Below are 25,655 nucleotides of genomic sequence, written 5' to 3'. Positions count from 1 at the left end.
AAATATAAAATTCTAAGGTGTGAGAATAATTACTCAAAACGCATAGATAAATCGATTGATTGTAAATTTTTTGTAAGTGCCCCGCTGGAAATAAAGTCAACCCCAGCTTGTGAATACGCTTTAAGCGTTTCTATCGTCATATTGCCAGACACTTCAAGCTTAGCGCGTTTGTTCGTAAGCACAACGGCTTGCTGAATTTGTTCAACGCTAAAGTTATCAAGCATTATAATATCAGCACCTGCGGTAATGGCTTGATCTAGCTCATTAAGTGATTCAACTTCGACTTCTACCGCTTTATTTGGGTGGTTAAGTTTTGCTTGTGCTACCGCTTTATCAATACCGCCACACGCTGCGATGTGGTTTTCTTTTATTAAAAATGCATCAAATAAACCAATCCGGTGGTTTGCGCCGCCACCACATTTTACCGCGTATTTTTGCAATGCGCGTAAACCTGGAATCGTTTTACGGGTGTCGAGTAATTGCGTTGTGGTGCCACTGAGTTCTTTTACATAATGTGCGGTGGTGGTGGCTGTGCCTGATAAGGTTTGCACAAAATTAAGCGCAGTACGCTCGGCAGTTAAAATCGCGCGTGCTGAACCTATTGCTGTAAATAGGGTATCGTTAGCTTTTACTGCATCACCATCATTAACCAGTACGTTAACAGTAACGCTCGGGTTAACTTGTTTGAACACTTCTAAAATAATGTCTTTACCACAAAATATGCAGTCTTCACGGGTGATCACTTTAGCCTTGGCTTGTTGGTCTGCTGGAATTAATTGTGCTGTGATGTCGCCTTGTTCAGCGCTTTGGTAATTAAGGTCTTCATCAAGGGCAAGTTTTACCAGTTGGCTTAAAAGGCTGTGCGGGATAGACATTATAAAGCTCATTATAATTAGGAAATTGGCAAAATTTTACATGGTTTGAAAGTGAAAGAGAAGGCTGGAGGTATAAGTTTGATTAGGTTCTAGGGCGAGAGGTTCTTGGCTTTAGGCAGTGATTAGGTGTTGGGGTGTTTTCGAAGCCCCAGCACTAAGCCGGTGGTGTTTGTTCTTCTTATTGTGCAACTGCTGTGATTGATTCATCTTTTGTCTTCTCTGTGTAGCGCGAAGCGCCTCCTGATCTCGGTGGTGAAATTGGTTAGTCGCCATAAATGACGACCTACAGAAACACAGCAGATTTTACTTGTAGGCGAGTGGCTTGCCACCGCGAAAATAACTTCATTGTCGCGAGGTAAACTCGCTGCTACCAATGCGTAGGCGCGGGTTTACCCCGCGCAATTAAAATTTATTCACAAAAGAGGATAAGAGGCGCTGCGCTTTAGAGGAAAATAGGTTTTAGGGAAGTGACTAGCTGCTAGGTGAACTTAAAGCCCGCAGCTCGTTACCCGTAGCCCGTGGCTTTCTCTTCTCGGTGGTGAAATTGGTTTGTCTATGTAAATGTAGGAACAGTCGCGAGATAAACTCGCTGCTATCGGTGCAGAACAATAAAAGTGCATTAATTGCTTTACTGTTATTCTGCTTGGAAATCTATTAGCATCTGATTATGCATTTGTTTACAGACTCATTATGAAAATAAATTCTTTTGGAATCGTTGATACCGCGGTTCAACGGCCATGTACACATTTTGATGAACGCCCGAATGATGAAGACATCTCTTTATTAGTCATTCATAATATTTCTTTGCCTGCAGGGCAGTTTGCCACACCGTTTGTTGATGATTTATTTATGGGTTGCATAGATTGCCAAGCGCACCCAAGTTTTACTGATTTGCAAGGGCTGCGAGTATCCGCGCATTGCTTTATTAAGCGCACGGGTGAAATTGTTCAATATGTGCCATTTAGTAAACGAGCTTGGCATGCAGGGCGCTCTGAGTTCTTAGAGCGTAGCCAGTGTAATGACTTTAGTATTGGTATTGAGCTTGAAGGCACAGACACAACGGCGTATACCCAAAATCAATATAATGCATTACAATCCTTAACTAAGGCTTTGATAAATAAATATCCCGCGATCACGCGCTCGCGTATTGTAGGGCATTGTCATATTGCACCAGGGCGAAAAACTGACCCAGGGGACAGTTTTGATTGGAACTATTATTTTGCTGCTCTACCTTTAACCAGCGCCAATTTGGAATGAAAAAAGTATGATCTTAATTTCTATCATTATTGCTCTTATTTTAGAGCGTTTAGGTGCCCGCTCAGACTATTGGCAAATAAGCTATTACGCTCAAGGTTATTTAACACGTTCAAATAAACAGCTTAGCGAGCAAGGTTTATTTAATTCGCCAGTTGGGTTTATGATTTGGTTGTTTTTGCCAGTATTGATTATTGCCGTTATTTTCACTTTGTCTGATTTTGTACTGTGGCAGTTAGCTATAAATATTGTAGTACTGCTAGTGTGTTTTGGTTGTGCAAAACAGCGTGCTTTATATAAGTCGTATTTGAATGCATTAACCCGTGATGATCAACAGGCAGCAAGCTTGTACGCATTGCAAATGGGACAAAAGAAAACCGAAGACGAAAAAGGTGGTGAAACATTTGGCCAAACGTTAGCGTGGGTTAATTTTCGTTTTTATTGTGCTGTTATATTTTGGTTTGTTATTTTAGGTGCACCTGGTGCGGTGCTGTACGCGCTAGTGCGTACTTACGCAGATTTAGTCCGCGATGATCATAAAGTTGCGTACGCTAACCGTTTTAAATTAATTCATACTTTATTATTTTGGCTTGATTGGTTACCAGCGCGAATTGCGAGTTTTGGTTACTTGATAATAGGTAACTTTAATAAAGGCACGGGGTGTTGGTTGCAATATGTACTCGATTTTACGGTGAGTAATCGTAAAGTGGTAACCAATACCGCACTTGCAGCAGAGCAAATTGAGCAACAACATTTTGGCTGCACGTATGAGGCAACCTGTATGATGAAGCTAGTAAAACGCAATGTTTTATTTTATCTGGTGCTCATTGCTTTGCTCACCCTATTTGGCGGGTTAGCGTAAAGAAACAGGTGCTAGGTTTTAGGGAAGTGATTGTCGCGAGGTAAACTCGCTGCTACCACGTAGGCGCGGGTTTACCCCGCGCAATTAAAATTTATTCACAAAGAGGTTAAGAGTCGCTGCGCTTTAGAGGAAAATAGGTTCTAGGGAAGTGACTAGCTGCTAGGTGAACTTAAAGCCCGCAGCTCGAAGCCCGTGGCGTTTTTTCCTTTGTGCACAATGGTTTTAAGTGATTAATTTTACTTTTGTCTTCTCGGTGTAGCGCGCAGCGCCTCCAGTCCTCGGTGGTGAAATATTCTTGTCGCCATAAATGACGACCTACAGGAGCGCGGTGGGTATTACTTGTAGGCGAGTGACTTGCCACCGCGAATGCCATTCCATTGTCGCGAGGTAAACTCGCTGCTACCACGTAGGCGCGGGTTTACCCCGCGCAATTAAAATTTATTCACAAAGAGGTTAAGAGTCGCTGCGCTTTAGAGGAAAATAGGTTCTAGGGAAGTGACTAGCTGCTAGGTGAACTTAAAGCCCGCAGCTCGAAGCCCGTGGCGTTTTTTCCTTTGTGCACAATGGTTTTAAGTGATTAATTTTATTTTTGTCTTCTCGGTGTAGCGCGCAGCGCTTCTAGTCCTCGGTGGTGAAATATTCTTGTCGCCATAAATGACGACCTACAGGAGCGCGGTGGGTATTACTTGTAGGCGAGTGGCTTGCCAGCGCGAAAATAACTTCATTGTCGCGAGGTAAACTCGCTGCTACTAATACGTAGGCGCGGGTTTACCCCGCGCAATTAAAATTTATTCACAAAGAGGCTATGAGGCGCTGCGCTTTAGAAGAAAATAGAAAATAGAAAATAGAAAATAGAAAATAGAAAATAGAAAATAGAAAATAGGAACTAGGTTCTAGGGAAGTGACTAGCTGCTAGGTGAACTTAAAGCCCGCAGCTCGAAGCCCGTGGCGTTTTTTCCTTTGTGCACAATGGTTTTAAGTGATTAATTTTATTTTTGTCTTCTCGGTGTAGCGCGCAGCGCTTCTAGTCCTCGGTGGTGAAATATTCTTGTCGCCATAAATGACGACCTACAGGAGCGCGGTGGGTATTACTTGTAGGCGAGTGGCTTGCCAGCGCGAAAATAACTTCATTGTCGCGAGGTAAACTCGCTGCTACTAATGCGTAGGCGCGGGTTTACCCCGCGCAATTAAAATTTATTCACAAAGAGGTTAAGAGTCGCTGCGCTTTAGAGACGTAATTATAAGAATAGGTTTGAGGAAGTTACTGGGCGTTAGGGAAGTTATGGTTAAAATCTAAAATCTAAAATCTCATCTCTCCACTGTCTGGTCAGACCATTTGTTTTTTCTGTTAAAACCCTTTCCAAACACTGACTGTATCTCATACTGTTTAATCTTTGTGCTAAATGCGTTAGGCTGGATTTACGACAGATAATCTAGGTAAATTGACAGCAAAGTTGCTTTTTGATAACGTATGGCTCAAATTTGGTATGACCAATTTACCTTTTGGTCTTGACTATGGGCACAAACTTGAGTTTATCAGGTTTTATTCCCACTACAATGCGGACGTTGATTAATGTCTTTAAAGATTAAAGCTGCAAAACTATCGGATGTTATTTTACAGCAACTTGAGAATATGATTCTTGAGGGCTCATTAGCACCGGGTGAGAAACTGCCGCCAGAACGGGAATTAGCAAAACAATTTGAAGTGTCTCGACCTTCATTGCGTGAAGCGATTCAAAAGTTAGAGGCAAAAGGCTTAGTAACGCGTCGGCAAGGTGGCGGGACGTATGTAAAAAATCAACTTGAAGAAGGGTTAACAGATCCGCTTTTTGATTTGATCAGTAAGCACCCTGAATCACAGTTTGATTTATTAGAATTTCGTCATGCATTAGAAGGTATTGCTGCTTATTATGCCGCGCTGCGTGGTACGAGTACTGATTTTAATAAAGTAAAAGAAAGTTTTGAGTGCATTGCTTTAGCGAATGATAATTTGCAACAAAAAGCAAAAGCAATTAATGCCTTTCACTTTAGTGTTGCAGAGGCATCACATAATGTGGTGTTACTGCACTTAGTACGTGGTATGCAGGCATTACTTGAACAAAATGTATTACAAAATTTAACGGTGTTGTTAGAGAAGCCACATATTAGTAAGCGCTTAGCTGAGCACCGCCGTTTATTAATGGATGCAGTGATTGAAGGGAATCCGGAGCAAGCGCGACTTGCCAGTAATGCTCACTTAGCTTTCATTGAAGAAGCATTATTGGAAGCCGGCAAAGAGCATTCGCGAATTGAACGTAGTTTAAGACGCACAAAGCAAAATTAAGTAATTAAAAACTAAGTAAAAGATAAATAATTTAAGCAAGTACTGTTTATATGGCAACACTATTACCACAGTGCTAATTAAGAACATTCGTATTTTAAACATAAGGAAACCTCCATATGTCTGAAGTCAATAAAATTGACGTAGACGCGCTAGAAACACAAGAGTGGTTACAAGCTCTTGAATCAGTTGTGCGTGAAGAAGGTGTTGAACGTGCTCAGTTTTTACTTGAGCAAGTATTAGAGCAAGCCCGTTTAGACGGTGTTGATATGCCAACTGGTATCAACACAAACTACGTTAATACGATCCCGGTCGATCAAGAGCCTGCTTACCCAGGTGATGTAAACCTTGAACGCCGTATTCGTTCTATTATTCGTTGGAACGCAATTATGATTGTATTGCGTGCTTCGAAAAAAGATCTCGACTTAGGCGGCCATATGGCGTCTTACCAGTCATCTGCGGCATTTTATGAAGTGTGCTTTAATCACTTCTTTAAAGCGCCAAACGAGGTAGACGGCGGTGACTTAGTTTATTACCAAGGTCATATTTCGCCTGGTATTTATGCGCGTGCATTTGTTGAAGGCCGTTTATCTGCTGCCCAGTTAGATAATTTCCGCCAAGAAGTTGATGGCAATGGTTTACCATCATACCCACACCCTAAGTTAATGCCTGAATTCTGGCAGTTCCCTACAGTATCTATGGGCCTTGGTCCTATCGCGTCTATTTACCAAGCGCGTTTCTTAAAATACTTAGATGGTCGTGGCTTAAAAGACACCAAAAATCAACGCGTCTATGCGTTTTTAGGTGATGGTGAAATGGATGAGCCAGAATCACGTGGCGCTATCTCATTTGCTGCTCGTGAAAAGCTAGACAACCTTTGTTACCTAATCAACTGTAACTTACAACGCCTAGATGGCCCAGTAATGGGTAACGGTAAGATCATTCAAGAACTTGAAGGTCTATTTAAAGGTGCAGGCTGGAACGTAATTAAAGTAGTTTGGGGTAGCGGTTGGGATATCTTACTTGCTAAAGATACCACGGGTAAGCTACTACAATTGATGAACGAAACCATCGATGGTGATTACCAAACTTATAAAGCGAAAGATGGCGCATACGTACGTGAGCACTTCTTTGGTCGTTACCCTGAAACAGCCGCACTGGTTGCTGATATGACAGATGACGAAATCTTTGCCCTTAAGCGTGGTGGTCATGAGCCATCAAAACTATACGCTGCATTTAAAAAGGCTGAAGAAACGAAAGACCGTCCAACTGTGATCTTAGCTAAAACAGTAAAAGGTTACGGCATGGGTGAAGCGGCTGAAGGTAAAAACATCGCGCACCAAGTGAAGAAAATGGACATGTCACATGTTGCTCATTTACGTTCACGTTTAGGTTTAGATGATTTAGTATCTGAAGAGCAGCTAAAAGAGCTTCCTTATCTAGAGCTTGAAGAAGGCTCACCTGAGTATAAATACTTACATGCACGTCGCGATGCATTAAAAGGTTATACACCTACACGTATCCCTAACTTTACTGAAAAGTTAGTATTACCTGAAGTTGAAGCATTTAAACCATTATTGGAAGAGCAAAAGCGTGATATCTCTACCACTATGGGCTTTGTTCGTGCACTTAATATCTTATTAAAAGATAAAGGCATTGGTAAAAACATCGTACCAATTATTGCTGATGAAGCGCGTACCTTTGGTATGGAAGGTTTATTCCGTCAAATCGGGATTTATAACCCGCATGGCCAAAACTACACACCACAAGACCGTGACATTGTTTCTTACTATAAAGAAGCGACATCAGGGCAAGTATTGCAAGAAGGTATCAATGAGTTAGGTGCTATGTCTTCATGGGTTGCTGCGGCAACATCATACAGCACGAACGATTTACCAATGATCCCATTCTACATCTACTATTCAATGTTTGGTTTCCAACGTGTTGGCGACATGGCATGGATGGCCGGTGACCAACAAGCTCGTGGCTTCCTACTAGGTGCTACGGCAGGTCGTACAACGCTAAATGGTGAAGGCCTACAACACGAAGATGGCCACAGCCATATTCTTGCTAACACTGTACCTAACTGTATCTCTTATGATCCAACTTATGCGTATGAAGTAGCGGTAATCATGCAAGATGGTATTCGTCGTATGTACGGTGAAAACCAAGAAAACATTTACTACTACCTAACACTGATGAACGAAAACTATGCACAACCTGCAATGCCAGAAGGTGCTGAAGAAGGTATTCGTAAAGGTATCTATAAGCTTGAAAGCTACGCAGGCAAAAAAGCCAACGTACAACTATTAAGCTCAGGTACTATCATGACTGAAGTACGTAAAGCAGCGGCTATCTTAAGTGAAGATTACGGTATTGCGTCAGATGTTTACTCAGTAACGTCATTTAATGAGCTTACCCGTGATGGTCAAGATGTTGAGCGTTTCAACATGCTTAACCCTGAAGGCGAGCAAAAAACAGCTTACATCACCAGTGTATTAAACGACTCAGTAACTGTTGCCGCAACGGATTACATGAAAAACTACGCTGAGCAAGCGCGTTCATTCATTCCAACTAGCAACTATAAAGTGTTAGGCACAGACGGTTATGGCCGCTCTGATAGCCGTGAAAACTTACGCCGTCACTTTGAAGTTAATGCAGGTTATGTTGTGGTTGCTACATTATCTGAACTTGCTAAACGTGGTGAGGTTGAGAAGTCAGTGGTTGTTGAGGCACTTAAGAAGTTCAACATCGACACGACCAAAGTTAACCCACTGTACGCATAAGAGGTTTTGCAATGAGTATTGAAATTAATGTACCAGATATCGGTGGCGATGAAGTTGAAGTAACCGAAATCTTAGTAAGCGTTGGTGACAAAGTTGAAGTTGACCAATCGCTACTAACCGTTGAAGGCGACAAAGCATCAATGGAAGTACCAGCTGCACAAGCCGGTACAGTAAAAGAAATTAAAGTTAGCGAAGGTGATACGGTTACCACTGGCTCTTTAATTATGATCTTTGAAGGCGAAAGTGCTGGCGAAGAAAAAGCGCCAGAAGCGCCGGCTAAATCTGAAGATGCAGCACCAGCTGCTTCTTCTGGCTCAACCACGAAAGAAGTTACCGTACCAGATATCGGCGATGATGAAGTTGAAGTAACCGAAGTCATGGTTGCAGTTGGCGACGAGGTTTCAGAAGAGCAATCTATCTTAAACGTTGAAGGCGACAAAGCGGCGATGGAAGTACCAGCACCGTTTGCCGGTACCGTTAAAGAAATTAAAGTTGCCACTGGCGATAAAGTAAAAACAGGCTCGTTAGTGTTTGTTTTTGAAGTTGCCGGTGGTGAGTCTGCCCCTGCGCAAGCCGAAGCAGCGCCAGCGCAAGAGTCAGCACCTGCACAAAGCGCAGCGCCAAGCAGCAAAGAAGTCAACGTGCCTGATATTGGCGGTGACGAAGTGGAAGTCACTGAGGTGATGGTTGCAGTAGGCGATAAGGTTACTGAAGATCAATCAATCCTAAACGTTGAAGGTGATAAAGCGGCCATGGAAGTACCTGCGCCGTTTGCAGGAACTGTTAAAGAGATTAAAGTAGCTGCGGGCGATAAAGTATCGACCGGTTCACTTATCTTTGTATTTGAAGTTGAAGGTAGTGCACCAGCAGCTCCTGCAGAAAAGTCAGCGCCGGCATCAGCACCTGCGGCTAAAACAGAGTCAGCGCCAGCACCACAAGCAGCACCTGCAAAAGCAAGCAACGAGAGCTTTGCAGATAACAGCGCGTATGCGCATGCATCGCCAGTTGTTCGCCGTTTAGCTCGTGAGTTTGGTATCAACCTTGCGAACGTAAAAGGCTCTGGTCGTAAAAACCGTGTTGTTAAAGAAGACGTGCAAAACTATGTGAAGAACCTAGTTAAGCAAGTTGAGTCTGGTCAGTTATCTGCGGGTAATGGTAATGCGGGCGGCGGTGAGCTTGGTTTAATTCCATGGCCAAAAGTTGATTTTGCTAAGTTTGGTGAAATCGAAGAGAAGAAACTGTCTCGCATTCAAAAGCTATCGGGTAAAAACTTACATCGTAACTGGGTGCAAATCCCTCACGTTACACAGTTTGATGAAGCTGATATCACCACCCTTGAAGAGTTCCGTAAAGAGCAAAATGCCCTTAGCGAGAAGAAAAAGCTTGGCGTTAAAATCACCCCGTTGGTATTTGTAATGAAAGCAGCGGCCAAAGCGCTTGCTGAGTTCCCTACATTTAACTCGTCATTGTCTGAAGACGGTGAAAGCTTAATTCTTAAAAAGTACATCAATATCGGGGTTGCCGTTGATACACCAAATGGACTCGTGGTACCTGTATTTAAAGATGTTGATAAGAAAGGCATCATTGAATTATCACGTGAATTGATGGAAGTGTCTGTAAAAGCACGTGATGGCAAGTTAACTGCATCTGACATGCAAGGCGGCTGTTTTACTATTTCAAGCTTAGGCGGTATCGGTGGTACAGCATTTACACCAATCGTTAACGCACCAGAGGTGGCAATTTTAGGTGTATCTAAATCTGAAATGAAACCGAAATGGAACGGCAAAGAGTTTGAGCCAAAATTAATGGTTCCACTTTCAATGTCATACGACCATAGGGTGATTGACGGTGCACTTGCGGCACGCTTTACTGTGACTTTAGCAAGTTACATGAGCGATATTCGCCAACTAGTAATGTAAGCAATTGGTGCATGTAGCGAAATAAATAGAATCAAATCCCAGCCAGTTGTTTTTTGCTGGGATTTTTACCATTTGCAATGATACAATATTTATCTATCTTGCATAAATTTTTGATCTGCTCTCCCTTTCTGCCCATGCAGAAACATGGCAGTTAAACTTTAGGGCAGTGTCCCGTTCAAACAATTAAGGTAATAGCATGAGCAACGAATTAAAAACTCAAGTTGTTGTACTAGGCGGTGGTCCTGGTGGTTATTCTGCGGCTTTCCGTGCTGCTGACTTGGGCTTAGAAGTTACATTAGTAGAATCTCGCGACACATTAGGCGGTGTATGTCTTAATGTGGGTTGTATCCCTTCAAAAGCACTTTTACACGTAGCTAAAGTAATTGATGACGCTGCTGAAATGTCATCTCATGGTGTTACTTTTGGCGCACCACAAATTGATTTAGACAAAATCCGTTCTTGGAAAGAGTCTGTAATTGGTCAATTAACTGGTGGCCTAGACGGCATGGCTAAAATGCGTAAAGTTAAAGTGGTTTACGGTTACGGTAAATTCACTGGCAGCAACACCCTTGATGTTGAAGGCGCAGACGGCAAAACGACAATTACCTTTGATAATGCTATTATCGCAGCAGGTTCGCAACCAGTTAACTTACCTTTCATCCCTGAAGATGACCGTGTAATCGATTCAACTGGCGCGCTTGAACTTAAAGATGTACCAGAAAAACTACTTGTATTAGGTGGTGGTATCATCGGTCTTGAGATGGGTACTGTGTACCGTGCGCTTGGTTCTGACATCGACGTAGTAGAATTTGCTGATCAACTAGTACCAGCTGCTGATAAAGACGTGATCAAGATTTATCAAAAATACGTGAGCAAAAAGTTCAACGTAATGCTTTCTACTAAAGTAACTGGTGTTGAAGCAAAAGACGACGGTTTATATGTAACGTTTGAAGGTAAGAATGCACCGGCAGAGCCAGTACGTTATGACAAAGTACTTGTTGCTGTTGGTCGTACACCAAACGGCAAACTACTTGATGCAGACAAAGCAGGTGTTAACGTTGATGAGCGTGGCTTTATCAATGTTGATAAACAGCTTAAAACAAATGTTGATCACATCTTCGCGATTGGTGACATTGTTGGTCAACCTATGCTTGCGCACAAAGCGGTTCATGAAGCACACGTTGCTGCTGAAGTTATCTCAGGTCAAAAACATTTCTTTGACCCTAAATGTATTCCTTCAATCGCGTATACTGATCCAGAAATCGCTTGGGTTGGTGTAACTGAGAAAGAAGCAAAAGAGCAAGGCTTAAGCATCGAAACTGCGGTATTCCCGTGGGCTGCTTCAGGTCGTGCAATTGCATCTGCTCGTACAGAAGGTCAAACTAAACTTATCTTTGATAAAGACAGTGGCCGTATTATCGGTGGCGCTATGGTTGGTATCAACGCAGGCGAAATGCTTGGCGAAATCGGCCTAGCAGTTGAAATGGGCGCAGATGGCGAAGACTTAGCGCTGACTATTCACGCTCACCCAACATTGAACGAGTCAATCGGCCTTGCTGCTGAAATCTTTGAAGGTTCAATCACTGATTTACCAAATAAAAAAGCAGTTAAAAAGAAGAAGTAAGTTCTTTTAGTTAATTGTTTAAAAACCCAAGCCTCGGCTTGGGTTTTTTGTTTTTATAGCCGTCAGCCGTCAGCCGTCAGCCGTCAGCCGTCAGTTGTAAGACAAATTCGTCTTGACATTGACACCTAAGTTAATATGAGCAAAATTTTGTAGCTGATAGCTGATAGCTGATAGCTGATAGCTGATAGCTGATAGTTGATAGCTGATAGCTGATAGCTGATATCTATTCCCGCTGTTTTTGGCTACAATACGCGCCGATCAATTTTTAGGTATTAAAGTTTGTGACTAACCGCTCTTCTAATTCAGTACTTGTCTTGCGTGCCCAGCAAATAAGTGAATCTCGCCGTGAGTTTAATGCCCGTGGCGGCAAAATGGATCGTTGTGAGCAATGCTTAATTGCAAAGCATTATTGCATTTGTGACGGCGTAGAGCAGGCGCAGTGCAATGCCGCTGTTTGCATGCTGATGTATCATAATGAAAGCTTTAAACCTTCTAATACCGGTCGTTTGATTGCTGAAATAGTCCCTGACAATTACGCTTTTCGCTGGGACAGAACCGAGCCTGATGCAAAGCTGTTAGCGTTATTGAACGATCCGCAGTATCAGCCTATGGTGATTTTTCCTGCCACGGATGTTGAAGATGCCACGCGTGTTATTACAGATGTAGAGCATCTGCCAAATAAACGCCCATTGTTTATCTTTTTAGATGGCACATGGCGTGAAGCGAAAAAAATGATCCGCAAAAGCCCGTATCTTGATAATTTACCTGTGCTGTCGATCACCGCTGAGAAGCTGTCTGATTATCGCCTGCGTATAGCGCCGCATGCCCATCAACTTGGCACCGCGGAAGTGGCAATTATGGTGTTAGCGTTAGCTGGTGAGGCTGATGCTGCAACTAAACTCGAGCAGCATTTTATGAAATTCCGCGATGCGTATTTATTGGGTAAACGCAACAAAGGCAGACCTGCGTAGGTGTGGGTTTACTCCGCGCAAATATAAAATATAAGCACGGGATAAAACTCAGCCACGGCACAGCTCCTGTCGCGATATAAAATCGCTGCTACGAATTTGTAATATCTCGTAGGCGCGGGTTTACCCCGCGCAAATATAAAATATAAGCACGGGATAAGATTCAGCCACGAAACAGCTCCTGTCGCGATATAAAATCGCTGCTACGAATTTGTAATACCTCGTAGGCGCGGGTTTACCCAGTGCAAATGCAATAAAAAAGCGCGTTGTATTTAATACATCGCGCTTTTTTGAACTTAAAACTTACCGCTTATAACTTAAAGCTCAGCTCCCAAATCAATGCGATACCACGATCAAACGAATGGCATCTAATTGTAACTGTGCTTTGCCGATATAGTTTTCCAGCTCTGTGCGTTGCTTATCGTAGAAGGTCAGTTCTTCTTCACGAATATTAGGGTTGATCTGTTTAAGTGCCGCTAAACGAGCTTGCTCTTCACTGAGTGATTGCTGCATCTGCTCAAGAGCTGCTGTGCGAATGTCCTCTAACTTAGTTTGTGCCATCTCTTGTGCAGTTTTAAGCATTGGGTGAATCGCACTTTGTAATGCGCCAGCTAGTTTGCTCGCAGTTTGGCGACCTACCGCTGAAAGTTGCTGATTAAAACCATCAAAGCCGACATTATCAGCTAGGTTGTTGCTGGCTTTATCTAACAAAATACGAATTGGCGTTGGCGGTAAAAAACGACCTACTTGCAGTGCTTTTGGTGCCATAGCGGTAGCAACATAAATGAGCTCAACAAAAAAAGTACCAGGGGGTAATTTTTTATTTTTAAGCAGTGCTACTGAGGCGGTTCCAAAGTCATCATCGCAGATCATATCTAAGGTACCTTGTACCATAGGGTGATCCCAACTGATGAAATGCACGTCTTCTTGCGCTAATGCAGTGTCGCGGTCGAAGGTCACTGTCATTCCGTCGTCTTTTAAACTTGGGAATGATGGATTTAACATGTGCTCAGTCGGTTTTAAGATAATGGTATTTTCACCTTTATCTTCTTGGCTAACACCAAAGGTATCAAATACATTGATCATATAACTAGGAAGCTCAAACTGATTGTCTAGTTTCTCAATATCGACAACCAGCGAATCTGCAGCGCCTTGCCCTGAAGAATGTAGCTCTAGCAAGCGGTCACGACCACTTTCCATTTGTTTACGCAGCACGGCGTTTTGGCTGGCAACCTGCTCGAGTAATGGCTCTAGCTCGTCTTCATCACAGTTATGCGCTGCAATAAAATCAAGCAGATCATCTTTGAACTCTTTGTATAATAATTGCCCAGTGCTTGAGGTGGTTTCAAAGGCATCTAAGCCTTCGTTATACCAACGCAGTAATACTTCTTGCGCAGTATTTTCGAAGTATGGCACATGAATGTTGATATCTTGAGTTTGACCAATACGGTCTAGACGACCAATACGTTGCTCAAGTAAATCAGGGTTTAGTGGTAAATCAAATAACACTAAATGATGGGCAAACTGGAAGTTACGACCCTCAGAGCCAATCTCAGAACATAACAGTATTTGCGCATTGTCGTACTCGTCAGCAAAAAACGCCGCTGCACGGTCACGTTCAATAATCGTCATGCCTTCATGGAACACGGATGCTTTGATTGCTTCGCGCTCACGTAATATTTGCTCAAGACTAATGGCTGTTTCTGCTTTAGCACAGATCAGCAGCACTTTTTCGCGTTTTAGGGTTTTTAGCGTGTTGATTAACCAATCTACACGAGGGTCAAATTGTCCCCAGCTGGCGCTTTCACCTTCAAATTCTTGAAAAATCTTTTCTGGGAAAAGGGCACGTTGCGCGCTAAGTTCAGCATTTTGAATGCCGCCCATATTGCCTAATACCGAAATGGCGGTTTTATATTGTTTTGGCATGGCCATTGGATATGCGTGCAGTTTACGGCTTGGGTAGCCATCAATGCCGCTACGGCTATTTCTAAATAAAATACGACCTGTGCCATGACGATCTAATAACATGGCTAAAATTTCTTTACGGGCCGCAGTATCGCCATTTTGTGCTTGTTCAAGAAGTGTTGTGATGTCAGTTTCTTTTAATAGCGCAATTAATGTGGCTTTTGCACTGTCATCAAGGGCCTGCTCTTGCAGCAATTGATTGGCAGCTTCGGCAACATGCTTATAGTTACTTTCTTCTGCAACGAAGGCATCGTAATCATAAAAACGATCTGGGTCGAGTAATTGCAAGCGTGCAAAGTGGCTGCGGTGACCAAGTTGATCAGGTGTTGCGGTCAGTAATATCAGGCCTGGAATATCTTGGCTAAGTTCTGCCATGCGCAGGTATTCAGTGCTAGGCTTACCATTATTAATACTTAAGTGATGCGCTTCATCAACTATTAATAAATCCCAATCAGCCATGGTCGCTTGTTCAAACCAGCGTTTTTTCTTAGCTAAAAATTCAAGACTGGTAAGTACTAATTGCTCAGTATCGAAAACATTCGGTGAGTCAGCAAATGCTTCATCACAACGTTCTTCATCAAAAATAGAAAAGTGCAAATTAAAACGGCGTAGCATTTCCACTAGCCACTGATGCTGGAGGTTTTCAGGTACTACAATCAGTACGCGACTGGCGCGACCACTGATAATTTGTTGATGTAAAATCATCCCTGCTTCAATGGTTTTACCTAAGCCGACTTCATCAGAGAGTAATACGCGTGGCGCAAAGCGTTTGCCAACTTCTTGGGCAATGTAAAGCTGATGAGGAATAAGGCTTGCGCGCTGACCAATTAAGCCTTTAATTGGCGATTGCTGGCGTTCAAACTGGTGTTGCCAGGTTTGATAACGCAATGTGTATCGATCAAAGCGGTCGACTTGGCCAGCAAATAACCGGTCTTGCGGCTTATTAAATTTAATAAAGTGATCTAAAAAGGTTTCTTTTAATTGTGCAGGCTCGCCGTTGTCAACACGGGTGCCGTGATAACAAAGCAGATCACCTATTGTTTCAATTGACTCGACTGTAAGTTCCCATTCTTCAACGCTTTTGATCACATCACCAGGATTAAATGCCACGCGGGTTACCGGTGCTTCTAGCATTGAATAAACACGGTTTTCGCCACTGGCGGGAAATAAAATGCTGACCTGACGGCCTTCTAGGGCAACGACTGTGCCTAATCCTAAATCTGACTCTGTATCACTGATCCAACGCTGACCTAAGGAAAAATTCATATATGTCTCGTCTATGAAGAAAAAGGCGGCTATGTTACCTGTTAGCTAACACCACTGCAAGGTGCGAACTAGCTCACTTTTAATTAATTTATCAACTGTGAATTATTCCTATTTAAGTTGAAGTATTAAGGATTAATTCAAAACAAAAAAAGGTTTGTCATAAAACAGACTTTTATGACATCTAAGCTAAACTTAGATTATACCTTAACAATTAAGTTTTTCAGGGTGGAGCATGCACCCGTTTTATTTTAATTAGTTGGGTATAGCATAAAAATCATAAAACGTAAGGAAAGTGCTATGGAAAAAGCTTCGAACCTTGATAGTAAAATGTATGTGCTAGATACCAATGTATTACTCCACGAGCCCCTCGCTTATTTATCTTTCCAAGAACACGACGTTGTAATTCCTATGACAGTTTTAGAGGAACTGGATCATATTAAAGACCGTAAACACGATGTGAGCCGCGATGCCCGTGTGGCCATTCGTGGTTTGGATGAAGTGCTTAAAGACGCCACCCCAGAGCAAATGCTTAAAGGCGTCGCGTTACCTAGTAATAAAAAAGCGAAAGCGTCTTCAGCAGGCACGCTAATTATTGTTAATGATCATTTATTTGCGGATTCTATTTCTGGCTTACCTGGCAATGAGAATGACCATCGGATAATTAACTGTGCCGTACACCTACAAAAGCAACACGCTCAATGTAAAGTCGTATTAGTAACCAAAGATATTAATATGCGCTTAAAAGCAAAAGGTGCAGGACTTAAATTTGTTGAAGATTACCGCACCGACCAATTGATTGACGACATTGCATTACTCTCTAGCGGCTATAAAAAAATTACCGGGGATTTTTGGCAACATGTGGGGGAATGTGAAACACAGCAGCACGGGCGCGATGCATTTCATAAAGTAGCAAAAAGCTTGATCCCTGATGTCTTTTGCAATGAATATTTATTGGATGACAGTGGCCATTTTGCGGCAAGGGTCAAATCCTACGATGATCAACATATTATGCTCAAAGACATCGGCATTGAGCGGTTGATGCATCAATCAGCATGGGGAGTAAAACCAAAAAATATTTACCAAGGTATGGCGATGGACGCGTTACTCGATACGGGTATTGAATTGGTTATTTTAACTGGCCCCGCAGGCTGTGGAAAAACCTTACTTGCGCTTGCTTGTGCTTTGGAAATGGTGATTGAAAAAGGCATTTACGATAAAGTTATCGTTACTCGTAATACTCCTGAAATCGCTGAATCAATAGGCTTTTTACCCGGCACGGAAGAAGAGAAAATGGCGCCTTGGCTTGCGGCCATTACCGATACATTAGAAGTGCTACACAAGGGGGATGAAAACCCCGTTTCGAGTCGTAATTACATTATGGAAAAAGCCAACGTACAGTTTAAGTCAGTAAACTTTATGCGTGGTCGTAGTATTCAAAACGCAGTGGTAATTTTACAACCCCGAATTGGGGGTATTTTAAAGTTTTTACCCCCTTGTTTTTATTGGCCTGTAGAAAAAGTAAAAAGAATTTCCAAAAAAATTGATTACCTTAGCTACTCTGAGCAGTCTCTCAACAATAAACCTTTACTCAAAATTTGTAATTTACAAGAAAAGTACAACACAAAGCCTAGCAACGATTCAATCTTTTGGGAGGCTGCGTAATGAAAAGCTCTATTGATAATCGAAATCCTCGTGTACTAGACACATCTGCATTAGTACATGATCCAAAATCTATTTTTAGCTACAAAGATGATATTTACATCTGTCTAACTGTCCTTGAAGAGCTTGATAACCTGAAAGAAAGAACTAATAAATCGGTAAGTGCCGATGCCCGTATGTGCATTAGAATGCTTGAAGACATTATAAATGGACATACAGCCGAGGAAATGGAAATAGGTATTCCTTTACCATCTACCGAAACAGCCCAGAGAGGAAAGCTTTTCATTGGAATTGACACTCAATTGGATCTGGCTAAGGAGTTAAAGCACGGGATAGGAAGTGATGCTGATAACAGAATAATTAATTATGCTTTATATCTTCAAAAAGAACTCAATAAAGACGTAACAATTGTTAGCCGTGATATTAATATGCGATTGAAAGCTCGAACAGTTGGGGTTAGGGCTGAGGACGTTGCCGTAGATAATCAAATATCAGATATTGATCTTTTATACACAGGAGTACAGGCTTTTGAAGGCGATCTTTTTGATCGAATTGAATCAGATAAAGATTTCAAAGTCTCAGGAGAGGTTTATACATTCCCAATAAGCTTGTTCAACGATGAAGTTCAGCCAAACATGTATTGGTACGATGAAGCCGGACACATTGGCCGGATTTCAGAAGTAACAGATACTGAGGTATACACAAAATTATTGCCGCGTAAGCAAGAAAAGATATGGGGCATATTGCCTAAAAACCAGCGTCAGGCGGTAGCTTTAAGCCAATTAACAGACACTTACTATGATTTAAATATCATCCTTGGTCCTGCTGGCTCCGGAAAAACTTTTTTGGCAGTTGCTTCGGCGCTGCATCAAGTATTGGAGTTGAAAAAGTACAAAAAAATCGTTGTGGTGCGCTCCAGAGACTTTATGGACGACGATCCGGGATTCTTACCGGGGGATTTAACTGAAAAATCAATGCCTCTTCTGGCAGGTATTACTGACGCATTAATTTCGATGCACTCGGATGATAATCATGAAGGAAATATTCACGCTACAGTTGAACATGTGATCGAAAGAGCTAATATAGAATTTACCAGTATGGCTTATTTTCGTGGCCGTTCAATAGACGATGCTGTTTTAATAATTGATGAAGCACAAAATATGACCCGTGCTCAAATTAAAGGAATGCTTAGTCGCGGTGGCAAAAATTGTCGGACAATCGTATTGGGCAACCTAGCCCAGATTGACGATAAGTTTGTAACACCTGCTTCTTCTGGTGCAAGTGCGGCTGTTAATGTGTTTCGTCATTATGAAAAAGGATCAGTGCTGATTTTTGATGAAGTAGAGCGTAGTAGCTTGGCTGAATTCACTGAAAAGAATATGTAGGCATCAAACTACCATTCACATTTCCTTATAATATTGCGACAATGGCCACTGCTTTTTGCAGTGGCTTTTCAGAGAAGCCCGTTCCCACGAAAACAGGACGAAATGGATTTACTCTGAACTAAAAGATTAAATATTCACATAAAAACTGAGTGACATAGGTGCGTGGCCTAGCGTTGCCGTTTTTTGGTGTATTGATGTCTTTTAAAAAAGAAGACCTGCTAGTAAATATAAAAAGGCAGGCAAAACGATTATCTAAATTATTAACTATTCCCCTTGGACAAGCCCAAGAAGGGGCAGCTATTTGTCTATATGGCTGTGACAGTTACAGCGATTTACTAGTAAAAATAAAAGCTGAATCCTTTGACAACCCATTGATAGCACTGTCTGCACTCTCACCAAACTCGGAAATATTTTTAGTAAAAATATTAGCTAGCCACCTAGATAGCATTATTGGAAATTTTGAAAAAAAATTTCCCGGCTCCAATATAAATGAAGAGATGGTCGTATCCTTGTTTGGGCTTAGCTTTTCAGAGTTCAAACTCAAAATATCTACCTAAAGTTGTACAAATACGTAAGTTGTCATTTTGTTTTTTGGCGATATTATAATAAGAAGGCTGAACGGACAGCCTACGCCTACACATGTTTTTCGCCTTGAAAAACGTGAACAGTGAAGCGGAGCATCCGTAAAAATTTGGTTATTTGAACAATAAATAAAGCAATGTGTTGGTAGGCCATTGTTTATTAGAAAGTTGTTTGGAGAACTAAATGATCTCACTTTATCAATTAAAGAATAAACTCAATAAACAAGCAAAAGAGTTTGCTGAGTTATTAGAGTTTCCTGATCTTTACGCCCAAGGCCTGTGGGCTAGAGGTGTTTATAACTGCCCTCATTTTTCTGATACCCATAATAGCCTCACTGAAGCATTTGAACAGAAAAAACTGGATTCAATTCTAAAGCACGATTCCCTGAAATACTTAATGATCAATGAATACGATGATCAAGAAATTATTGAATCGCTTCATAAAGAAATTGAGTCAATGGCAAACCGTATTGAAAGCCTGATGCTGGTAGATATCGAAACATTAGAGTTAGTTTCAGTGATATACCAAGTATTAGGGTTGCCAGAAGATGCCAAGTTTATTGTAAACACTGGTGCTGACTTTAGGCTGGAGTGGCGACCATATTTCGATGCTTTTGATGATCCGTTGATAGTTCAATATGCAGATTTAAAAGTTCATGGTTGTTATTTCAGGCTCATAGCTTCAAAGTTTCCGGTTGAAAAGCTTTCCTTGAATGACATTAAAAAATACATGTACATCAATCATGTAAACCATGATAGTGAGTTCGAAGGCTGTATTTCTGAAGGAAATACATTTTCTAAGCATGAGCACTGGCTGGTGTTGACACTTGAATTATTCCGTAGCGGCAAAGTAAATAAGGCTCAGTTCAATCCAACAACCTTCAAAATCGAAGGTATGCGCTATTTGGTATATGGCTTCCCACTGATTCCTTCCTTTGTATCTGATTGGCACAAACCTGATTTATGTCTACAGGTTAAAAATCTAGATGGTGATCAAAAGTTCATTGTTCGTATCGATCAGCAAGCTCTTGTTTTCCATGCACGACGTGTCGATACCAATTTTTTTAACACCATCGATTATGAAAAATATATTTCGTTGTATCAGTCTAGCGTTCTGTCACATTTTGATGCTGACAACAATTTACTAAAAGTTAATGGAGTTAAGTACCTTAGTTTTTTCCGCCCGTTTTGCCTAGAAGATAAGAAGGAAGCAAAAGCATGAGACCAAGAGTAAAACTAACTAACGCAACACTTATCTCAATTAAATCTGACTTAGAAGATAAGGTTGAACAGGTGCTTTACGCTACTTTTGCTGAGGATAGTAAGAACGGTAAAAAAGGTGAGGCTTTGTTTTCCACGAAAGTCATGGAAGTAAACGGTCCTGAATATAGAACTTTTGGTGCTGACTTTTATATCTTAGATGCAGAACCCCAAAAGTTTGATGTAGATGTATTTGAGTTCAATTTAATGCATGAGTGTATGTACTCTCCAAATGAGCTATTAGAGTTGCGAGAAATGCTCCCTGCTGGCTATTAGTAGGGAGTAACAAATGGACAAAACATATTTAAAGGATGCTTACATACTCTCGGTCTATGACTATAAAGACTTTGAAAATCATTTCTTGGGGAGTTTTTGTCAGGGGTTGTTATTGACGATGAAACATTCAGATTTCGGCCATTTGAGCAAATGGTAACTTCAAAGATTGTTAGCAAATCTGCTGATGAGGATAAGTTAGAAATATACACACATAGTGAGAGTTGTTATGTGATTGATGCTGACCATAAGTTAATTGATATTTCGTTTGTTGAACTGGTTGTTATGAGGGCGGGAGCTTATTCGGTAGATCGAGTTTTAGAAATGAGAGAGCAACTTAAGTCTCAAAATAAAAGCCATTGAATAACGAAGATAAGAAGTCTGATGAGATTATTATTTGTCACTTACCTCTTTGAAAAAGTTGACGTTAGTCAAATATTCATAAATGTTTACATGACATCAATTTACTTATTCGAAAATTTGTATTAGCATAGACATGTATATTTTTATGAGAATTTTATGTCTAAAGCATTTTCAAAAGTCTTAGTGATAACGCTTATGCTGTTTGCCTTTGTAGGGCAAGCATTTGCGTATTCTGCTATGCCTTGCGAAATGTCATCAGGTTCTCATGAATCACACATGAACATGGATCATGGTGATATGAATAAAAGCAGTAATGGTCAATCAGAAGATTGTTGTGACGTTGAATGTATTTGTCCTGCAAATGCTTGCTCATCTACGACAGTCCTAAATTCCAGTGTTGACTCGACAGATATTCAAATATTGAGTGAATCTGTAGCTGCTATGCAATCTAAACAACCTCATTCAATTTCCACTTCCCTTTATCGTCCACCAATTTTTGCCTAATACAGGATTAGTGCGTCCAAATTTCGCACACATGTAATTAATTTTTCTGTTAGTCAATATAGCGTCGTAGCGCTATAGCTATTTTCCAGCGACGTCTGGGGGCAAAAATGATCAATAAGTATTTAAAAATAGCAGTTGTAATGCTGCTTTCACCTGCGTTTGCAAACGCTAATGAACATAAGCATGCACACAATAACGACGTAACACCTTTGGAGTTAATCGTTTATAAAACCCCAACTTGTGGGTGTTGTAAAAAATGGATAACTCATATTGAAGACAAAGGGATCGTTGCGCATTCCAAAGATTTCCGAAACATCGGCAACATCAAAACTAAGTATGGTATCAAACCTAATTACCGTTCATGCCACACGGCAGTGAGTAGAAATGGGTTTGCCTTTGAAGGTCATGTACCGGCTAAGTTTATTCAGCAGTTCTTGTCAGAAGAGCACCCCAATGCGATTGGATTATCTGTCCCAGCAATGCCTGTTGGCTCTCCGGGTATGGAAGTCGGCGACCGCTTTATGTCATATAACGTATTAATTTTATTTAAAGATGGAACGAGTAAAGTATATGCAGAAGTTAAGGCTTATGAGGAGCAATTCTAATGAGATTAAATGTTTCAAGCCTTACTCTACTTTCAACTTCGCTAATGCTCGGCTTGTCTGTATTCTCAGCTCAAGCTGAGAAAGTAGTGTCACTTGAACAAGCTATCACCTTGGCTCAGCAAAATGATCCTTGGCTTCATGGGAGTCGGTTAAAACAAAGCGCGGTTGAAAATAGAAGTATCGCTTCAGGTACTTTGCCTGACCCCAAAGTATCACTAGGGATAATGAATTTACCAACAGATACTTGGGACTTAGATCAGGAAGGAATGACTCAACTAAAGGTTGGTGTTTCTCAAATGTTTCCTAGAGGTGATAGTTTAAAGATTAAACAAGAGCAATTAAAAATTGAGTCAACGAAATTTCCACTGCTACGAGAGGATCGTAAGGCTAAACTGATAAGCCAAGTATCACAGTTATGGTTAGATGCTTACTTAGCCCAACAAACCATTAAATTGATTGAAGCGGATTGGGCGCTCTTTGAGCAGATGGCGGAAGTTACTAAAGCTAGCTACTCAAATGTTGTTGGTAAAACCAGACAACAAGATGTTATTCGTGCTCAATTGGAAATCGTGCAGTTAGATGACCGATTAACTTCGCAAAAGCAGAAACTAGAAACAACAATCGCTCGCCTTAATGAGTGGCTTCATATCTACGATGCTGCTGGCTTGAATGAATCATTCAACTTTGATACGCAACCATTAGAGTTTAGGGTTTCTAAAAAGTTGCCTACAATTCATTTGAACAATTCAACAGTCCTAAAAGCATCTAATTACTCAAGAAATCTATTGGCTCAGGAGCTTTCGAATCACCCAGCCATACTTGCAATTGATATAAAACGCAAAGCTTCAGAAAAAGCAGTTGAGTTAGCTAAACAGCAATATGAGCCGCAATGGGGTGTTAATGCTAGTTATGCCTATCGTGACAATATGCCCTCTGGTGATAGCCGAGCTGATTTATTTTCTGTTGGAGTAACGTTTGATTTACCCTTGTTCACCGAGAACAGACAAGATAAGCAAGTTGCAGCTTCTATTGCAGATTCAGAGACTATTAAAACCGAGAAACTATTACTGACAAAGCAAATGATCAGTATGGTGGAAAAGGAGCTTAGACAGCTTAAGCGTTTATCTGATAGGCAATCTATCTATCAAGAACAACTCCTTAAACAAACTCATGACCAAGCAGAAGCGTCATTGACAGCTTACACAAATGATGATGGCGATTTTGCCGAAGTTGTTCGAGCAAGAATCGCAGAATTAAATGCCAGAATATCAGCCTTAAGAATTGATGTTGACGCACTTAAAACAGTTGCTCGTATCAACTATTTCTTTGCGCATTCTCAATCTAATTCAAATGCTGAACATAAGTCGATGCAAACTTCACACAAAACTAATCAGCACTTATCCAATCAGCAATTTGGAGAAAAATAATGTCAACGAATACTAAAACAATTATTGCCATCATCATTGGTGCTGCACTAGGTGCTGGAGCATTAAGTTTATATCAAGGTACAGGTTCAAGCGGTAATGGCAATGAAGCTACATCAGGAGAGAAAAAACCGCTGTATTGGGTTGCACCGATGGATTCTAATTACCGTCGTGACAAGCCCGGTAAGTCGCCTATGGGTATGGATTTAATTCCTGTGTATGAAGAAGGATCATCTGGTGATGACTTTGGCCCCGGAGCCGTAAAAATCGCGCCTCATGTAGTGAATAATCTTGGGGTTCGCACTGCTCCTGTTGAGCTTAAAAATATGCATACTGAAATATCAACCGTAGGTTACGTTCAATATGATGAAGATAAGCTAATTCACATCCATCCACGTGTAGATGGTTGGATAGAAAAGCTCTACGTCAAAGCCGCAGGTAATCCTGTTGAGAAAGGGCAGCCTCTATATACACTATATTCTCCTCAGCTAGTTAACGCGCAAGAAGAACTATTAATAGCTATAAAGCGCAATAATAGTTCCTTAATTGCGGCGGCCAAAGATCGGCTTAAAGCGTTACAGCTTTCAGCAGACTTTATTCAAAAGCTAGAAAAGACACGAAAGGTTCAGCAAAACATCACCTTTTACTCCCCTCAGGCAGGTGTTGTTGATGGTTTGAAGATTAGAGAGGGTTTTTATGTAAAGCCGGGAAACACCATATTAAGCATTGGTCAGCTAGATCAAGTTTGGGTTGAAGCAGAAGTGTTTGAACGTGACGCAGCCTTAATTAAAGAGGGACTTCCTGTATCAATGACACTTGACTATTTACCCGGTGAGGACTGGGCTGGTGTCGTTGATTATGTCTATCCAACCTTGAACAGTAAAACACGCACACTCAGAGTGAGGTTGAAGTTTGACAACCCTGACTATCAATTAAAACCAAACATGTTCGCACAAGTCTCTATTCACGCTAATCAAGCTGATAGCACCATACTTGTGCCTAAAGAAGCTGTTATTCGAACAGGTAAACAAGACAGAGTTGTACTTGCGTTAGGGGATGGCCAGTTTAAATCTATTGAAGTGACTATTGGCCGTGTTGATATCGATAGTATCGAAATCTTAGAGGGCCTTAATGAAGATGATGTTGTGGTGACATCAGCTCAATTCTTGATTGATTCTGAATCAAGTAAAAGCTCTGACTTTAAACGAATGACTCACGATGAAGTGCCCAACTCTGTTTGGATGCAAGGAGATGTTAATAGTGTTATGACTGGGCATCGCATGGTTAATATCAGTCACGGCCCCGCTGAAGCTTGGGATTGGCCTGAGATGGTTATGGATTTTACTGTGGCTGAAAAAGTTGATATTGACTCATTAAAGTCTGGTCAATCTTTGCACTTTGAGGTGAGTAAAACCGAAGATGGTGGATATGAAATTACTGGAATTCATATCATGAGTGAGTCTGCTGATATGAGTGAAGAAGTATCTTTTGCAACAGTATCAGGTCTAATCAATGCGATTAATGTTGATACGCGTATTCTAAATATTAGCCGAGGCCCAATAGAGAAATGGGATAGACCTGCTGCGACGATGGATTTTATAGTCGCGGACAATATAGAAATAGTTGATTTCAATGTTGGTGATAACGTCACTTTCACTTTTGAGGTGAGAAATAATTTGGTTATCACTGAAATCTATCTTGAATCAAATGAGCAACTAAAGCATGAACCTAAAAGTGCTGTTGACCATTCAAATCATTAAGT

Annotated in this window: 19 protein-coding genes; 17 read left to right on the top strand and 2 right to left on the bottom strand. The window is 41.3% G+C overall.

The window, feature by feature from the left end; translation table 11 throughout:
- Nucleotides 1-29: 29 nt before the first annotated feature.
- A complete protein-coding gene (gene nadC / locus PHAL_RS0110045; protein ID WP_016708272.1) occupies nt 30-875 on the bottom strand; it encodes a carboxylating nicotinate-nucleotide diphosphorylase in 846 nt (281 codons plus the stop codon).
- A 690-nt stretch (nt 876-1,565) separates the two neighbouring features.
- Between nadC and ampD the strand changes: the two genes are divergently transcribed.
- The 7 genes from ampD to PHAL_RS0110005 all read left to right on the top strand — a co-directional run bounded on the left by ampD (nt 1,566) and on the right by PHAL_RS0110005 (nt 12,611).
- Entirely contained in the window at nt 1,566-2,132 is a 567-nt protein-coding gene (ampD, locus tag PHAL_RS0110035; protein WP_016708270.1) for a 1,6-anhydro-N-acetylmuramyl-L-alanine amidase AmpD, read from the top strand.
- Nucleotides 2,133-2,139: 7 nt separating this feature from the next.
- Nucleotides 2,140-2,991, top strand: a complete 852-nt coding sequence (gene ampE / locus PHAL_RS0110030; protein ID WP_016708269.1) for a beta-lactamase regulator AmpE — start codon at nt 2,140-2,142, stop codon at nt 2,989-2,991.
- Between the two features lie 1,573 nt (nt 2,992-4,564).
- Nucleotides 4,565-5,314, top strand: coding sequence for a pyruvate dehydrogenase complex transcriptional repressor PdhR (pdhR, locus tag PHAL_RS0110025; protein ID WP_016708268.1), 750 nt, complete (start codon nt 4,565-4,567; stop codon nt 5,312-5,314).
- A gap of 116 nt (nt 5,315-5,430) precedes the next feature.
- On the top strand, nt 5,431-8,097 hold the full coding sequence (aceE, locus tag PHAL_RS0110020) for a pyruvate dehydrogenase (acetyl-transferring), homodimeric type (RefSeq protein WP_016708267.1): 2,667 nt from the start codon (nt 5,431-5,433) through the stop codon (nt 8,095-8,097).
- Nucleotides 8,098-8,108: 11 nt separating this feature from the next.
- Nucleotides 8,109-10,016 (top strand): pyruvate dehydrogenase complex dihydrolipoyllysine-residue acetyltransferase, encoded by a 1,908-nt coding sequence (gene aceF / locus PHAL_RS0110015; protein ID WP_016708266.1) that lies wholly within the window; start codon nt 8,109-8,111, stop codon nt 10,014-10,016.
- Between the two features lie 196 nt (nt 10,017-10,212).
- Nucleotides 10,213-11,640, top strand: coding sequence for a dihydrolipoyl dehydrogenase (gene lpdA / locus PHAL_RS0110010; RefSeq protein WP_016708265.1), 1,428 nt, complete (start codon nt 10,213-10,215; stop codon nt 11,638-11,640).
- 281 nt (nt 11,641-11,921) lie between these two features.
- On the top strand, nt 11,922-12,611 hold the full coding sequence (locus tag PHAL_RS0110005; RefSeq protein ID WP_016708264.1) for a tRNA-uridine aminocarboxypropyltransferase: 690 nt from the start codon (nt 11,922-11,924) through the stop codon (nt 12,609-12,611).
- A 333-nt stretch (nt 12,612-12,944) separates the two neighbouring features.
- Here the strand turns inward: PHAL_RS0110005 and rapA are convergent, their stop codons facing one another.
- Nucleotides 12,945-15,839 carry an RNA polymerase-associated protein RapA gene (gene rapA, locus PHAL_RS0110000; RefSeq protein ID WP_016708263.1) on the bottom strand — a complete coding sequence of 965 codons (2,895 nt, stop codon included), beginning with the start codon at nt 15,837-15,839 and terminating at the stop codon, nt 12,945-12,947.
- A gap of 297 nt (nt 15,840-16,136) precedes the next feature.
- On the opposite strand from rapA, the gene PHAL_RS0109995 reads away from it, so the two are divergent.
- The 10 genes from PHAL_RS0109995 (at nt 16,137) to PHAL_RS0109950 (ending at nt 25,653) form a co-directional block, all read left to right on the top strand.
- Nucleotides 16,137-17,501: a PhoH family protein gene (locus tag PHAL_RS0109995; RefSeq protein ID WP_029216106.1), complete on the top strand. Its 1,365-nt coding sequence runs from the start codon at nt 16,137-16,139 to the stop codon at nt 17,499-17,501.
- Nucleotides 17,501-18,883 carry a PhoH family protein gene (locus tag PHAL_RS0109990; protein ID WP_016708262.1) on the top strand — a complete coding sequence of 461 codons (1,383 nt, stop codon included), beginning with the start codon at nt 17,501-17,503 and terminating at the stop codon, nt 18,881-18,883. Before PHAL_RS0109995 ends, PHAL_RS0109990 begins: the two co-directional genes overlap by 1 nt.
- Before the next feature lie 194 nt (nt 18,884-19,077).
- Nucleotides 19,078-19,440: a hypothetical protein gene (locus PHAL_RS0109985; protein ID WP_016708261.1), complete on the top strand. Its 363-nt coding sequence runs from the start codon at nt 19,078-19,080 to the stop codon at nt 19,438-19,440.
- Nucleotides 19,441-19,648: 208 nt separating this feature from the next.
- Nucleotides 19,649-20,686: a hypothetical protein gene (locus PHAL_RS0109980; protein WP_016708260.1), complete on the top strand. Its 1,038-nt coding sequence runs from the start codon at nt 19,649-19,651 to the stop codon at nt 20,684-20,686.
- Nucleotides 20,683-21,000, top strand: coding sequence for a hypothetical protein (locus PHAL_RS0109975; RefSeq protein ID WP_016708259.1), 318 nt, complete (start codon nt 20,683-20,685; stop codon nt 20,998-21,000). The genes PHAL_RS0109980 and PHAL_RS0109975 overlap by 4 nt, the downstream gene beginning before the upstream one ends.
- Before the next feature lie 96 nt (nt 21,001-21,096).
- A complete protein-coding gene (locus PHAL_RS22940; RefSeq protein WP_016708258.1) occupies nt 21,097-21,360 on the top strand; it encodes a hypothetical protein in 264 nt (87 codons plus the stop codon).
- Nucleotides 21,361-21,516: 156 nt separating this feature from the next.
- Complete coding sequence (locus PHAL_RS0109965; RefSeq protein WP_016708257.1) at nt 21,517-21,864, top strand: hypothetical protein; 348 nt, start codon at nt 21,517-21,519, stop codon at nt 21,862-21,864.
- 107 nt (nt 21,865-21,971) lie between these two features.
- Complete coding sequence (locus PHAL_RS0109960) at nt 21,972-22,469, top strand: DUF411 domain-containing protein (protein WP_016708256.1); 498 nt, start codon at nt 21,972-21,974, stop codon at nt 22,467-22,469.
- Nucleotides 22,469-23,896, top strand: coding sequence for a TolC family protein (locus PHAL_RS0109955; RefSeq protein WP_016708255.1), 1,428 nt, complete (start codon nt 22,469-22,471; stop codon nt 23,894-23,896). The genes PHAL_RS0109960 and PHAL_RS0109955 overlap by 1 nt, the downstream gene beginning before the upstream one ends.
- Nucleotides 23,896-25,653, top strand: coding sequence for an efflux RND transporter periplasmic adaptor subunit (locus PHAL_RS0109950; protein ID WP_016708254.1), 1,758 nt, complete (start codon nt 23,896-23,898; stop codon nt 25,651-25,653). Before PHAL_RS0109955 ends, PHAL_RS0109950 begins: the two co-directional genes overlap by 1 nt.
- Nucleotides 25,654-25,655 lie beyond the last annotated feature (2 nt).

This window comes from Pseudoalteromonas haloplanktis ATCC 14393 (genome assembly GCF_000238355.1).
GTDB classification, from domain to species: Bacteria; Pseudomonadota; Gammaproteobacteria; order Enterobacterales; family Alteromonadaceae; genus Pseudoalteromonas; species Pseudoalteromonas haloplanktis.
The sequence above is the reverse complement of the archived record's forward strand: the minus strand, read 5'-3'. Positions and strand labels throughout refer to the sequence as shown.

Bases quoted from the DNA above. Each gene is read 5' to 3' on its own strand.
- PHAL_RS0109995 (WP_029216106.1), top strand. From the start codon at position 16,137: ATGGAAAAAGCTTCGAACCTTGATAGTAAAATGTATGTGCTAGATACC.
- PHAL_RS0109975 (WP_016708259.1), top strand. From the start codon at position 20,683: ATGAGACCAAGAGTAAAACTAACTAACGCAACACTTATCTCAATTAAA.
- PHAL_RS0109965 (WP_016708257.1), top strand. From the start codon at position 21,517: ATGTCTAAAGCATTTTCAAAAGTCTTAGTGATAACGCTTATGCTGTTT.
- pdhR (WP_016708268.1), top strand. From the start codon at position 4,565: ATGTCTTTAAAGATTAAAGCTGCAAAACTATCGGATGTTATTTTACAG.
- lpdA (WP_016708265.1), top strand. From the start codon at position 10,213: ATGAGCAACGAATTAAAAACTCAAGTTGTTGTACTAGGCGGTGGTCCT.
- PHAL_RS0109985 (WP_016708261.1), top strand. From the start codon at position 19,078: ATGTCTTTTAAAAAAGAAGACCTGCTAGTAAATATAAAAAGGCAGGCA.
- PHAL_RS0109950 (WP_016708254.1), top strand. From the start codon at position 23,896: ATGTCAACGAATACTAAAACAATTATTGCCATCATCATTGGTGCTGCA.
- PHAL_RS0109990 (WP_016708262.1), top strand. From the start codon at position 17,501: ATGAAAAGCTCTATTGATAATCGAAATCCTCGTGTACTAGACACATCT.
- PHAL_RS0109980 (WP_016708260.1), top strand. From the start codon at position 19,649: ATGATCTCACTTTATCAATTAAAGAATAAACTCAATAAACAAGCAAAA.
- aceE (WP_016708267.1), top strand. From the start codon at position 5,431: ATGTCTGAAGTCAATAAAATTGACGTAGACGCGCTAGAAACACAAGAG.
- ampE (WP_016708269.1), top strand. From the start codon at position 2,140: ATGATCTTAATTTCTATCATTATTGCTCTTATTTTAGAGCGTTTAGGT.
- PHAL_RS0109960 (WP_016708256.1), top strand. From the start codon at position 21,972: ATGATCAATAAGTATTTAAAAATAGCAGTTGTAATGCTGCTTTCACCT.
- PHAL_RS0109955 (WP_016708255.1), top strand. From the start codon at position 22,469: ATGAGATTAAATGTTTCAAGCCTTACTCTACTTTCAACTTCGCTAATG.
- aceF (WP_016708266.1), top strand. From the start codon at position 8,109: ATGAGTATTGAAATTAATGTACCAGATATCGGTGGCGATGAAGTTGAA.
- nadC (WP_016708272.1), bottom strand. From the start codon at position 875: ATGTCTATCCCGCACAGCCTTTTAAGCCAACTGGTAAAACTTGCCCTT.
- ampD (WP_016708270.1), top strand. From the start codon at position 1,566: ATGAAAATAAATTCTTTTGGAATCGTTGATACCGCGGTTCAACGGCCA.
- rapA (WP_016708263.1), bottom strand. From the start codon at position 15,839: ATGAATTTTTCCTTAGGTCAGCGTTGGATCAGTGATACAGAGTCAGAT.